A 13,303-nucleotide genomic window follows, 5' to 3' on the forward strand; every position below is an offset into this window, starting at 1 on the left:
GCTAGCGCTCAGGCGTTTAGTCTTTACGAAATACCCACGCACGTTGGACGATAAATCCAAAGATGAAGAGCACGCTGTCTACTAGTACTTTCAACACTACTTCTCCTCGCCCTAGCCATTCCGTATAAAGTAAGTGCACGGACCCAGCTGAGGCAGCCATAATAAATGCTGCGAGCAAGTAATAGCGAACGAATGACTTACTTGATCCTTGACCGAATACTTTATGTCGATTCACAAAATAATTAAAGAGGCTGGATAAAATGCGTGCAGCGATTGTCGCAAAGATGATGAACATCTGAGGAGAGTCTTCTTTCCACAAATAGATAAATAATGAATAAAAACCGAGGTCGAGCGCAAATGAAGCTCCACCTGACATTCCATAAAACAAGAAGATTTTATAAATATGAAATGAATCACGCAATGGATGAAAATGAGACGATTTATTTTCATCTAAATATACTGTTTCAATCTCCACTTCCTCAATAGGGATCTCATTTCGCTTCAAAGATCCGAGGACGTTCATCTCGTATTCGAATCGCTCTCCTTTGATTTCAAGCATCAAAGGTAAATGTTGAATCGGCAACCCACGAAGCCCCGTTTGTGTATCCGTTAAGACTGTCCCTGTAGATAATCGAAACAACAAACGTGTAAATCGATTGCCAAACCGACTTCGAAACGGCACATCCTTTTGAGTGAAGTCTCGTGCACCAAGTATTACTGCATCAGGTGTTTCGCGCATTTGTTCAGCGACTTTTTGCATATCTGATAGTAGATGTTGACCGTCCGCATCAATTGTAATGACACCGTCTACTGGAATATCTTCATTCAATATGTAATGAAAAGCCGTCTTTAAAGCTCGTCCTTTGCCTTGATTTTTCGCATGATGCAAGACCGTCACTTCTTTAAAAGTTTTCAATTTTGTGAAGAAGGATGCATACTCCTCTTCTCCCCCATCATCAACCACGATAATGCGAGAGAACTGCGAAGCAATCAGTTCATCGATGACCGCACGGCACTTGTCATCTGGTTTATACGAAGGAATCACAATCGCAAGTTCCATAGGTCACCTCTTTTCTACTGCTACTCCACTTCTTTACCCTTCCTTTGAGAAATCTAATACTGCAATTGGTTCATTTTTGTGTAAATGCTTCCCTATACACTCCACAATCGATTTCATTACTAAGTACTTCGCTTCTCACCCTTTACTATCCTTCTTTTTTTCCTACTGCACTTGCACAGAATTTTTATGTCTGCTATGATGAGGGCGAAAAAGAACTACATACCGACAACCTGCACTAGGGGTGCCCAAATTGGCTGAGATGAGAGCTTGAGCTCCGATCCCTTATGACTCGATCAGGATAATACCTGCGTGAGGAAGTGTAGTGACTCTTTCTTGAATTTTTATGGGAAGTAGTGGCTACATCTTTCGCGGATGTAGCTTTTTTCTTTTTCTCATAAAATCTAAGGAGGCGTTCCCATGCACTGTGGAACAAGTAAAATCATTGGATGTCGTTTTTCTCTACACCCGATGGATTCAGAGTTTATTTCAATTATCAAAGGTGCTTTATCAGAAGTCGACCTATCGACGGTATGGCGCCATACAGACGACGTATCGACGGTCATTCGAGGAGAAGGTCCGCATGTCTTTAATGCGTTAGCTGCCCTTACAGAGAAAGCGGCTTCGCACGGCAAACATATAGCCATGAATGCAACGTTTTCTGTAGGGTGCCCTGGAGATACGTCGGGGGATTCGTATATGGGGATTGAAGATCCAGTGAAGAATGAAATTCCTGAAGGCCCCTACGTTTCTAGCCAGTTCTCGCTTTATCCGCTCAACCAAAGTGATTATATGGAGACGATTTATAGAGAGATTGACCGTGCCAAAGAGCGTGGTGTTTATAACGAGTCCATGCATTATGCGACGGGTATCCACGGTTCATTGAAAAACGTTTTTGCGTTTTATGAAGAGACGTTCACAGAGGCGCAAATTGGGGAGCACCCCCACGTCGTCATGACAATCAACATGAGTATTCACAGTCCTTCTCACGGAGGTCCTGACAATGCTCGCTAATTGGAAATTGAAAGAAGTCGTACTGATGTCCCTGCTTGCAGTCGTTTTCGGGATTATCTATTTAGTGTTTTTACACATCGGGAATATTTGGTCGAGTCTGATTGGGCCGATTGCCTATGAATGGATTTTCGGTGTTTGGTTCTTAGTCTCAATCGTCGCAATGGCTATCATTCGCAAACCAGGGGCTGCTGTTGTTCCGGAAGTAATGGCTGCTGCAATCGAGGTCATGCTCGGGAATGCTGTAGGTCCTCGTCTGATTTTAGCTGGTCTTGTGCAAGGTCTCGGTGCAGAGGCAGCTTTTGCAGCGACGCGTTATCGTCGTTTTGATTTACCCGTATTGATTATGGCAGGTGTTGGAGCCTCTCTCTTCAGTTTTGCGTATGGATATCTTCTTGGTGGATTCTCTGCCTTATCTCCATGGTACGTAGCACTGATGCTCGGAATTCGCATCTTAAGTGGTGCTGTGATTGCTGGATACGGTGGAAGTTTAATCGTAAACGGACTGTATGCAACAGGTTCACTCCGTGGCTATGCGATTGCACGTCAAAAGCGTGATGTACGTGTCTAAATGGATTGAGTTTCACAACGTAACATTTCATTATCCTGATGAAGACACACCCGTTCTCTCTGATATGTCATTAACACTTTCTGAAGGAGAAAAATGGCTCATTAAAGGACCAAGTGGTTGCGGGAAGTCGACACTCTTTTTCTTATTGAACGGGCTGTATCCGGAAGCTTGTGATGGAGAAGTCGATGGGACGCGTCTACTATTCGGGAAGCCCTACGATGAGTACCGACCTGGTGAAATCAGTCAGTCGATTGCCACCGTCTTCCAAGATCCCGACAGCCAATTTTGTATGTCGACAGTCGAAGAAGAACTCGCGTTCACTTTAGAGAACCGGTCTATGCCACGTGAGGAGATGGATCTGCAGATTACTCGAATTTTAGAAGAGACAGGTCTCACTCAGTTTCGAACACGTGTTATTCAGACATTGTCTGGTGGTGAAAAACAGCGCGTCGCTACTGCCTGTGCATTATTGATGAACCCGAAAATTGTATTACTCGATGAACCACTCGCACATCTAGACCCATTAACTGCAAGAGAATATGTTGCCTGGTTTTCTGACTTACAAGTGAAAAATGGATGGACAGTTCTTGTGATCGACCATCAAGATGCGATTTGGGAATCCTTCTTCGATTACACACTTGTGTTGGAAGAAACGAGTATGCCTCCTTTGAAAGCAAAAAGTGCTTATGCTAAAGAAGTGAAAAGTCAACAAGACTTCCGTGCAGAAGTGCGCGTCCCTGGCATTTTGCATGAGGCAAAGCTCGAAGTCACTGGTGGAAGTATTACAGTGCTTGCCGGACCAAACGGAGCTGGAAAGTCGACTCTCTTGAAGGCACTGGCCGGACTGATTCCAAAAGCAGATAGAGAACAAAGTGACGAAACGATTGGATATGTCCCCCAGTCACCTGAGTTTTTATTTATCACACCTTCCGTTCGACAGGAAGTTAGTTTTGGCGGAGGTCTTCGTACAGAAGAGTTTTTAACTAAACTTCTATTAGAAGGTGTAGCAAATTCTAATCCCTTCGCCGTCAGTCAGGGACAAAAGCGTAGGACAGCAATTGCGGCGATGCTGAACGATGGGCGACCCGTTTTGCTTCTTGATGAACCGACTGCGGGTCAGGATGCGTTTGCACTGCATGAACTTGAAGACGCTTTATTTCAAGTTGCAGCAGAAGGTACCGCCGTTGTTGTGGTTACACACGATATGAATTTTGCAGAGCGTATTGCAGATTCGATGCTCTTATTGAAAGATGGTGTACTTAGTGGCCCGTTCCATCCAGCAAACGTCTTCTCAGACCCTAGCTTACTCAGGACGTATCGTTTAGTCCAACCGACAGGAGGTGCTCGCGATGTCGACGTGGCTTCATCGCTTGAATCCGTCCATTAAAATGCTTGTGACATTTGTGTTTATATTTGCACTCGCTTTTTATTTTGACCCATGGACACCGCTTTTTGTATTTATTGCCGTGCTAGTAGTTCAGTTACTGTTCTCCCGTATCAACTGGAAACGTTGGGCGCTACTCATGTTGCCGTTCTCACTTGGAGCGGTCGGGTACTTTTGGACGACGTACGTTTTCGGTACATCTGATGATCGACTGGAAACGGCATTATCGCTGAGCTTTCGCGTGTTTGCCTTTTCGTCGTTATCTCTCTTGTTTGTTCTGACGACGTCTCCGATGCAATTCATCATGAGTGTGATGCAACAATTGAAGCTTTCTCCAAAGCTTGCCTATAGCCTTCTAGTGGGTTATCAGTTTCTTCCGGTTCTAAAAGATGAGTTCATCCAGATTCGTCAAGTGCAGCAACTTCGCAAGCCACAAGTTCAGAAGTCAACTCTTGCAAAGCTACGCGCACTTCCAAGTGTGGCAATCCCTTTACTCGCTGGAGCTGTTCGAAAAGCGGAGAAAACGGCGTTTGCAATGGAAGCCAGAGGATTTACAGGCACACGTGACCGAACGTACTTCCATGAAGTGCGCTTAGAGCGGTTTGATCTCTATTTTTCTGTGGTCCTGATTGTGATTTTCACAAGTTGTTTAGTTGTAGGCGCAACTCTTTGATTTCCCCTGACCTGCCTGCTACAATTCGTACAGGAAAGGTCGGGTACATATGAATTTACAAAAGAAATGGGTCATGGTCGTCATTGCGATTTTTTGTGCCTTATTATGGGGAAGCGCGTTCCCTGCATTAAAATTATCGTATAGTGAACTCGGCATCCCAAGTACTGGAATCGCGGAACAGATGTGGCTTGCTGGACTCCGTTTTTTATTTGCAGGTCTACTAGTCCTTGGTGGTTTACTACTAATCAAGCGAAGTGCATTAAAACTGACGCGTAGACAATACGGCATCTTGCTGATTTTCGGAATCGTTCAGACGACGCTTCAGTATTTGTTTTTTTACGTTGGAGTTTCGAATACATCTGGGGTTCAGGCGTCTATTATCATCTCGAGCAATACGTTCTTCACAATTTTGCTTGCTCATTTTATTTATGCCAATGATCGACTAGGGTGGCAGAAATGGTTAGGTCTTGCTGCCGGATTTACAGGAATCTTTTTCGCCAACTGGGGCCAATCGTTTGATGGAAGCTTTGAATTTCTGGGGGAAGGCTTTTTACTTCTCTCTGCATTTACGAGTGCGGTAGGAACGATTATGGCGAAAGAAATGGGGAAAGGCATTCATCCGTTCACGTTATCCGGCTGGCAACTTACACTTGGTGCGATTTTACTTCTCATAACCGCTTTTCCCTTTGCCGATACAGCCTCGCTTACATGGACACCTTTAGCTATAGGTTTACTTCTCTACATGGTAGCTTTGTCCGCCATTGCATTCGCTCTATGGTTTGCAATTTTGCAGTATCATAAAGCAAGTCACGTCGGGATCTATAAGTTCTTTGTTCCTGTAAGTGGGGTCGGTTTGTCTGTTCTATTGCTCCCTGGTGAGACATTCACATTGCCAATTTTGTTGGCCCTCGTGTTCGTCGCGTTCGGAATTTATGCAGTCAATCGCTCTTAAAACCACCCTTTGCGGTGGTTTTTTTCATTTCTTATCAACTTTTTTCAATTGTCTCGGGTAGTATAGGTGTAACACAAAGGAGGACTTGTATGGACCGGTCACAATTCCAACAGCTGTATACAGATTTTGCGCCTGATCTTTATCGGATGGCTCTTGCTATTACGGGACGCCGTGAACTAGCAAAAGATGCTTTGCAGGAAACGTTTCTTCGCGTTTACCGATTTTCGAGCACATACGATTCCAACCAACCTATGAAGCCTTGGTTGTATCGAATACTTATCAATGAATGTCGACGTCTACAGAAAAAAGAAGCACGAAGTTTCCCTTCAAACGGACTTGAAATCGAACAATCCACTCCTTCTAGAGAACCGTTTAGTGATGTGATGGATGCTGTTTCAAAATTACCAGAAACCTATCGTGTACCCTTACTTCTCAAATATATGGATGGTTGGAAAGAATACGAAATTGCTGACTTTTTATCCGTGAATGTCAATACATTAAAATCTCGACTCGCAAAAGCTCGTGAGCTAATGCGTGAGAGTTACGGGGAAGGTGTTTAAATGGAGAAATGGGAGAACGAATTAAAGAAAATTTCTACAGAACAGAAAGATATTGAAGATGTTTGGGAGCGAATTAATGGGGAAATGGATCGAGATTTACGAAAAGAAAAGAGGCGATTGATGATGCAGCGTTCCTGGATAGGTGCTGTAGCTACAATGGTAGTAGTACTTGGGACTCTCATTTATTTTTCTATAAACAATCAATCACCAGAAATGACTTCAGAGATACCCAGTACGTCTAATTCAGATTCGACTACTACTGCTGGAGATGATCAGCTGACAAGAGGTGAGCCTGGATATGTGGAACAGGAATTAACCAAGATAGATGCGCGTTTCCCAGAAACGAAAGAGGTCCCGCTTCAAATTGAAGGCACAGAAGAAATGATTGCTATGAGCCGCGTCGTGCCTGGGAATTTTGCTTATGTTCTATACGCAGATGAAGAGCTTTATGAGATTTCCTTTGATTCTCGTTTCGACTCCAACACTACAGATGAATCTTCAACTTCTATTGTGGCGCGTAATTCATTAGGCACTGCTTATCCGGAGGTGAAGCTACAAATTGATACAATTCCTGGAAAAAAGCCTACAGAATTAGCTTCTGAGAAAGCGGCTCTTTTAGAAGAAAAGTATCCAGGCGCCACAATTGACTCCGAACTTGTAACAGAACCAGTAGTGGGTTATAAGCTTCATGCGCGTGAAGGCGACTCCCCTTCTAGTGAAGTCACTACTATCTATGTACTCGACCAACAACATGATGAATCTACTATTGTAGTAACTCAAACTGTATTTTTAGAAGCACAAGAAGGCCACGGTGCCCGTTTCTTTTCTATGCTAAAAACATTGCAAGTGCTCGATTGAGTGTAAATTTTTTGATTCAGGGAATAAAAAGTGGAAAAGGAGGCGTCGGATTATGCGAAAATCAATAGGATATGCAGCCATTCTCGGAATCGCTATGATTGCGCTCATTTATTTTCTTGCTTCTGACCTCTTCCTTGGTAAAGAAGGTGACTTAGCCGATGAGCAACAAATCGATGAAAACCTTGAACCGACAGAACAGCCACTTGCTACACCTCCTGAGGTATCCAATCATCCAGAAACAAAAGAAATCGCATTAGAAATTGAGGGTGTGCAACAAACTGTCGAGATGACACGTTTTTCAGATGAACTGAATACGTACGTTATATATGTAGACGAATCTCTCTTCACAGTAGAAGATGGTCTCTCTCAAACAATCACAGCCAAAGAAAGTCCACTAATCACGCTGACGATTGAAAACGTGCCTGACCAGACACCGCAACAAGTGGCACGAACTAGAGCCGAACAATATCGCCAAGACTTCAGTGTGAAAGCTCCTGTAGAAGTCACTGACCCACTCGGCGCACTTCATTTAGAAGGTTCTTCAGAGACAGAAGAACTCGATGTCTATCTTTTGATGAATCCAATGCAAGATGTCACTTTTCTACTAACACTTCGATACCCAAAAGGTGCTGAAGAAAACTTTGCGCCTCGCTTACAGGCTATGATATCTTCATTTCAGATGGAAGATATGCGCGAGACCGAATAAAGAGAGCCCTTGTTCACTACTGAACAAAGGCTCTTTCTTATAATTCATCAAATCCATTATCAACAACATTTACTTTTACATATTGTCTCGACTTCTGCTCAAAGAAATCTGTCTTTCCTTGATCGACTTCCTCGTACGCTTTGATCCATCGAATCGGATTTTGACGTACTTCCGGATATGGCTTCTCAGCACCTAGTTGGTTACATCGGATATTGGCCATAAAACGAATGTACTCTTCCACATCGTCTACTTCTAAACCTTCAATCTTATTCCCGATCACTTCATACGCCCAGTCAATTTCAAGTTCTGCTGCTTGTTTGAATGTTGCCGTGACTTTGGCTCGCTGTTCTGGTGTATCGAGATGTGGGTGTTCTTCCAATAACGACTGATAGATTTTAACGAACAAGTCGACGTGAAGCTGTTCATCACGGTTGATGTAATTGATCATCGTACTTGTTGCGACCATCTTTTGATGACGTGCCAAGTGATAGAAATACGCAAAGCCCGAATAGAAGAACAACCCTTCTAGGATTACATCATAAATGACAGCATCTAAAAGACCCTCCACAGTTGGACTTTCCGCAAACGATTTATAGCCTTCAACTACGAATCGATTGCGTTCCTTCAAACTGTCTTCTGTTCGCCAGTAGTCAAATACACGCTTTTGCTCCGACTCGCTGACGAGACTTGAGAGTACATATGAATAGGAATGATTATGAATTACTTCCTGTTGCGCCAAGATGATCATCAGTGCGGACAAACTTGAATCTGTGAGGTAATCAGCCACTTTCCCGGCGAAGTCTGTTTGGACACTATCGAGAAGTGCTAAAAGCCCGATGATTTTTAAAAAGGATTCTCGTTCATCTGCAGACAACTCTGGAAACTGTCGGATGTCTTGGCTCATATTGATTTCGAAAGGCGTCCAAAAGTTCCCGAGCATTTTCTTATATTTTGGATACGCCCAGCGAAAACGGACGTCATCCCAGTTTAGTATGTTCGAGGATTCTCCGTTCACGATTCCAGTCGAGCGGTTAGGTGCTTGTTCGTCTAATAGTATACGTTGTTTTAGTTCCAACTTTGTCTCCCCCTTAACTTGAACACGAATCGCAGTCAATCAATTCTATGGATGTTGATCGAACATAGTACGTAGATTTCATTTTTTGTTTCCAGGCTTCTAAGTGGAGTGCGAGTAACTCTTTTGCCTGTATCGTGTTTTGTACATAGAAGTTTAAAGATATACTCTGATCGATATGTTTCTGTCGTGCTGCATTTTGTCGAATCGTCCAGTGTTGATCGATATAGTACGCCGACTTGTAATACCATGTCGTTTCTTCATTGAGCTCTGGCGCTGTTACGGGAATCTTGTAGTCTTTCTTTTCTTCTGAGTAGCGCTTCTGGAAAATCGGATCAATACTTGCTGTCGTTCCCGCAATGATTGCAGTTGATGAATTCGGAGCTACAGCCATCAAGTATCCATTTCGAATGCCCGTCTCTCCAACCTGCTTTTTCAATTGTCTCCAACGCCCGGACGTGTAGCCACGCTTTGTAAAGTACGCCCCCTGTTCCCAATCAGAGCCTGTAAAGAGCGGATAGCTCCCTCTTTCTTTTGCAAGGTCGGCTGACGCTTGAATTGTCAGGAAGGCAATTTCTTCATAAAGTTCATCCGCCAGTTCTATCGCTTCTTTCGACTCCCAACGAATCGCTTTTTTCGCAAGGAGATGATGCCATCCGAACGTACCAAGTCCGATTCCCCTGTAACGAAGGTTTGTACGCTTGGCTTGTGGAATCGGGAGATCATTGAGCTCGATGACGTTATCTAACATACGAACTTGTATAGGAATTAACCGTTCGAGTACATCGTCTTCCACCGCGCGAGCTAAATGAATAGAGGACAAGTTACAAACGACAAAGTCCCCGGGGCGACGCTTTGTGACAATGACGTCTTCTTCAATTTTTGTCGACTCAAACGTCGTCGCTGACATGTTCTGCATAATTTCCGTGCATAAATTACTGGAGTAAATCATGCCTTCATGCGCATTCGGGTTTTGTCGATTGACCTCGTCTCGGTAAAAATGAAATGGCACGCCGGTCTCTAACTGACTTTTCATGATACGCTTCATAATATCAATGGCTGGAATCGTATCTTTCGAAAGTGCTTCATTTTCCACACATTGCTGGTATCGCGTACGGAATGTTCCGCGTCCTTCCTGCTCGTCATAGCAGTCTTCTAAAGAGAAGCCCATAAGTGTGCGTACTTCATGTGGGTCGAACAAGTACCATTCCTCACGCGCCTCTACTTTCTCCATGAATAAGTCTGGCAAGCAAATACCTGTAAAAATGTCATGCGCACGCAGCCGTTCATCCCCATTGTTTAGACGTAAATCCAGAAATGCCAGAATATCTTTGTGCCAAATGTCGAGGTAAACAGCAATTGCACCTTGCCGCTGCCCAAGTTGATCCACACTGACTGCTGTGTTGTTCAGTTGTTTGATCCAAGGAACGACACCGCTTGAAGCATTTTTGAATCCGCGGATGCTTGACCCTCGACTCCGAACTTTCCCCATGTATACACCTATACCTCCACCATATTTGGAAAGAGTCGCAACGTCGGTGTTACTGTCATAAATCCCTTGCAGACTATCGTCGACTGTATCTATGAAACAACTAGAGAGTTGACCATTCGGTTTCCCGGCGTTAGCTAATGTAGGAGTTGCCACTGTCATGTAGAGATTGCTAAGTGCCCAATAGGCGTCTTTCACTTTTTGTAACCGATTGGTTTTTTCCTGCCTATGAAGTGTCATCGCAATCATAAGCCATCGCTCTTGTGGAAGTTCTACGATTTCCCGGTTAAAGTCTCGAGTCACGTAGCGGTCAACGAGTGTTTTCAATCCAATATAGGTGAATAACTGATTACGCGATCGGTCGAGCCAGCTACTCATCTCGGTCAGTTCTTGTTGACTGTAACTCGTAATCACTTCTGCTTGATAGAGTCCGCGTGCAGCAAGTCGGTTTGCTTCTTTGCCAAACACGGTATGAACGTCTTCTACAGCTACATTTCGTTTAGTAGCAACTTGCGTATAGAGTTGTTCTTCATAGAGTGTAGCGGCGACAAATGTGTAGTACGGGTGTTGTTCATCAAGTAAATTTAATGCTTCTAGACTCATAGCGTGTAGCCAGGCGTCCTCCGCGCCTTGCGGGTGACGAATTTTCCAGCGTTTTGAGAGACGCCAAAATTCGTCTAATTGTTCAGCAGTAAACAGCTGCTTGAGTCGTTCTTCACTGCGGAAGAGGGTATGCGTCGTCATCGGAATTCCTCCTTTTTGACACAAAAAAGCGACGGCTCTCCTTTTCAGGGAAACCGTCGCTATAAACGACAAAAAAACGCGTATGCCTAAAGGCGTCTCGCGTTCCCTTCTCAATCCCCGAAGAAGGTAAAGCTCATGCGAGAACAGGCAGGTCTACTGGCTTGTGCATCTTCCTTCTGCCGTGCCTTCCCACGTTCTCACGCAGTGGCTTGTGTTGGCAGTCGTCCGCACTTACAGTTGCGGGGACAGCTCCAGTTTTTCACTGGATTCCCTATTAAACCATAGATATGGTACCTGTAACTCGCTTCATCACTAAATGTTGTGTACTTGTGTTTATTAAACCATAGATATTTGGAGAAAGGAAGTCTTGACATTTGGGAAATAAGGTCAGAAGTATGAGATTCGGGATTTGGATGGGAGTTCGGCAATTGTGTCGGGCGTTTTGGCAATTGTGTCGGAAGATTCGATGGTTATTTGCCGATTTTCGACGTCTAATTCCTTCCGTTCACCAGATGCTGATATTATGGAAACTAATTCCACGACTAACCCCACCCCAAACAAAAACCCGCTCCTTCAAATAGGAGCGGGCCAATCAGATCTTATAAAAATACGATGAAGGCTAGAACCGTTGCAAGTACCATACGATAAATCGCAAACGGTGTCAGTTTCACGCGCGCGATTAACTTCAAGAAAAACTTGATAGAAATTAATGCGAACACAAATGCACTGACAAATCCAACCGCATAAAAGCCCATGTGGCTCATATTGATTTCTTCCATGTTCGAAATCAACGATACCGCACTAGCACCGAACATGATCGGTACCGCCATGATGAATGTAAAGTCCGCTGCCGTCTTGTGGTCAAGACCAAGTAAAACTCCCCCTGAAATCGTTGCGCCTGAGCGCGAGAATCCTGGCCACAACGATAAACACTGAATCAAACCGACTTTCAATGCTTTGCCGTATGTCATGTCATCCAAAGTTGTAATACTTGGGTTTTTCGGTCCGAACTTGTCCGCAATAATCATGAAGATGGCTCCGACAAATAAGCTGACGATTACCCATTCAATCGTGAATAAATACGAATCGATAATATCTTCGAACAACAACCCTAAGACACCTGCTGGTAAAATCCCCACCAACACGTGCGCAATGTTGAAGCGATGCCCTGGAGCTGTGCCTTCCATCTTATGTAGACCCACAAGACTTAAAAGACGCTTCCAGAAAATAAACACAACCGCTAAAATCGAGCCGAGCTGAATGACGACTTTAAATGTATTCGCTGAACTCTGCCCTAAAAACTCTTTCGTCTGCAGCCACAAATCATCCACGATAATCATGTGACCCGTAGAAGATACCGGTGCAAACTCCGTCATCCCTTCCACAAAACCAAGTAATAATGCTTTTAATAATTCAATAATTTCCATGAGATCTCCTTATGAATGTTTCTTTTTCTTATTTATAAACCAAATAAACCAAGCAATGGCTACCAAAACTAGGACTACGTAGATAACATTCGAATAAATATCAAAATAGCCGACGAGCGTATGCCAATTTTCCCCGAGTGCCGCACCTACGGACACGAGAATCGTATTCCAAATCACAGTCCCCAGCGTTGTGAAAAGTAAAAACACACTAAATCGCATATTCGACATCCCCGCAGGAATCGAAATTAAACTGCGCACAAGTGGAACCAAACGACCAAAAAATACAGCCCACGGGCCAATGCGGTCAAACCAGGCTTCTGCCCGGTGAATATCTTCTTTCGTGACACGTAACCAACGACCATGTTTTTCAACGATTTTCTCAAGTCGCTCGGCATCTAACTGCAGTCCGATGAAGTATAAAATTACAGCACCCGCTACAGAACCAAGCGTAGCCACTGTAATCACACCGACAATTGTCATTGATGTCGTCGTTGTCATGAACCCACCAAGCGTCAAAATGATCTCGGAAGGAATCGGTGGAAATACATTTTCAATCATGATTAAGAGAAAAACGCCCCAGTAACCAAACTCACTGAGCCAATCGGTAATCCATTGCTCCATAATAAGCCGCCTTTGCTTTGTACTTGACCTTCGAGTCTGTTCCCGAATTCACAATACATGAAACGTCTCCTATATATAAAGGTTCCCCGAAATAGTATAGCAGATGACAAGGTGTAGTGCCTCTACATCTTAAGACCGATAGGAAAATCGGCTTAGCGCCCGTTTGGTCAAACGAAAA

General features: G+C 44.0%; 13 protein-coding genes and 2 riboswitches. Of the genes, 8 read left to right on the plus strand and 5 right to left on the minus strand.

Features of this window, described 5'->3' with window-relative positions:
* Window positions 1-16: 16 nt before the first annotated feature.
* Complete coding sequence (locus AB5N96_RS10115; protein WP_499705440.1) at window positions 17-1,060, minus strand: glycosyltransferase; 1,044 nt, start codon at window positions 1,058-1,060, stop codon at window positions 17-19.
* 227 nt (window positions 1,061-1,287) lie between these two features.
* Window positions 1,288-1,393, plus strand: a riboswitch (TPP riboswitch).
* An 84-nt stretch (window positions 1,394-1,477) separates the two neighbouring features.
* Between AB5N96_RS10115 and AB5N96_RS10120 the strand changes: the two genes are divergently transcribed.
* The 8 genes from AB5N96_RS10120 to AB5N96_RS10155 all read left to right on the plus strand — a co-directional run bounded on the left by AB5N96_RS10120 (window position 1,478) and on the right by AB5N96_RS10155 (window position 7,772).
* Entirely contained in the window at window positions 1,478-2,071 is a 594-nt protein-coding gene (locus AB5N96_RS10120; RefSeq protein ID WP_204589932.1) for a YkoF family thiamine/hydroxymethylpyrimidine-binding protein, read from the plus strand.
* A complete protein-coding gene (locus AB5N96_RS10125) occupies window positions 2,061-2,639 on the plus strand; it encodes an ECF transporter S component (protein ID WP_204589931.1) in 579 nt (192 codons plus the stop codon). The genes AB5N96_RS10120 and AB5N96_RS10125 overlap by 11 nt, the downstream gene beginning before the upstream one ends.
* Window positions 2,632-4,026 (plus strand): ABC transporter ATP-binding protein, encoded by a 1,395-nt coding sequence (locus AB5N96_RS10130; RefSeq protein ID WP_499705441.1) that lies wholly within the window; start codon window positions 2,632-2,634, stop codon window positions 4,024-4,026. The genes AB5N96_RS10125 and AB5N96_RS10130 overlap by 8 nt, the downstream gene beginning before the upstream one ends.
* A complete protein-coding gene (locus AB5N96_RS10135; RefSeq protein WP_204589930.1) occupies window positions 3,989-4,696 on the plus strand; it encodes an energy-coupling factor transporter transmembrane component T family protein in 708 nt (235 codons plus the stop codon). Before AB5N96_RS10130 ends, AB5N96_RS10135 begins: the two co-directional genes overlap by 38 nt.
* A gap of 49 nt (window positions 4,697-4,745) precedes the next feature.
* A complete protein-coding gene (locus tag AB5N96_RS10140; protein WP_499705442.1) occupies window positions 4,746-5,648 on the plus strand; it encodes a DMT family transporter in 903 nt (300 codons plus the stop codon).
* A gap of 89 nt (window positions 5,649-5,737) precedes the next feature.
* Complete coding sequence (locus tag AB5N96_RS10145; protein ID WP_499705443.1) at window positions 5,738-6,208, plus strand: RNA polymerase sigma factor; 471 nt, start codon at window positions 5,738-5,740, stop codon at window positions 6,206-6,208.
* Window positions 6,209-7,066 carry a hypothetical protein gene (locus tag AB5N96_RS10150; RefSeq protein ID WP_499705444.1) on the plus strand — a complete coding sequence of 286 codons (858 nt, stop codon included), beginning with the start codon at window positions 6,209-6,211 and terminating at the stop codon, window positions 7,064-7,066.
* Window positions 7,067-7,118: 52 nt separating this feature from the next.
* Window positions 7,119-7,772: a hypothetical protein gene (locus tag AB5N96_RS10155; protein WP_499705445.1), complete on the plus strand. Its 654-nt coding sequence runs from the start codon at window positions 7,119-7,121 to the stop codon at window positions 7,770-7,772.
* A gap of 37 nt (window positions 7,773-7,809) precedes the next feature.
* Here AB5N96_RS10155 and AB5N96_RS10160 read toward each other — a convergent pair whose 3' ends face one another.
* From AB5N96_RS10160 to AB5N96_RS10175, 4 genes are all read right to left on the minus strand, one after another.
* The gene (locus AB5N96_RS10160) at window positions 7,810-8,847 is read right to left on the minus strand and encodes a ribonucleotide-diphosphate reductase subunit beta (protein ID WP_499705446.1); all 1,038 of its coding nucleotides are present in this window, start codon (window positions 8,845-8,847) and stop codon (window positions 7,810-7,812) included.
* Window positions 8,848-8,860: 13 nt separating this feature from the next.
* The gene (locus AB5N96_RS10165) at window positions 8,861-11,077 is read right to left on the minus strand and encodes a ribonucleoside-diphosphate reductase subunit alpha (protein ID WP_499705447.1); all 2,217 of its coding nucleotides are present in this window, start codon (window positions 11,075-11,077) and stop codon (window positions 8,861-8,863) included.
* A 130-nt stretch (window positions 11,078-11,207) separates the two neighbouring features.
* Window positions 11,208-11,390, minus strand: a riboswitch (cobalamin riboswitch).
* A gap of 286 nt (window positions 11,391-11,676) precedes the next feature.
* Window positions 11,677-12,504 (minus strand): undecaprenyl-diphosphate phosphatase, encoded by an 828-nt coding sequence (locus tag AB5N96_RS10170; protein ID WP_392455038.1) that lies wholly within the window; start codon window positions 12,502-12,504, stop codon window positions 11,677-11,679.
* Window positions 12,505-12,513: 9 nt separating this feature from the next.
* On the minus strand, window positions 12,514-13,125 hold the full coding sequence (locus AB5N96_RS10175) for a DedA family protein (protein ID WP_499705448.1): 612 nt from the start codon (window positions 13,123-13,125) through the stop codon (window positions 12,514-12,516).
* Between the last annotated feature and the right edge of the window lie 178 nt (window positions 13,126-13,303).

Origin of the sequence: Chryseomicrobium imtechense (assembly GCF_041475995.1) — a bacterium.
Lineage (GTDB): Bacteria > Bacillota > Bacilli > Bacillales_A > Planococcaceae > Chryseomicrobium > Chryseomicrobium aureum.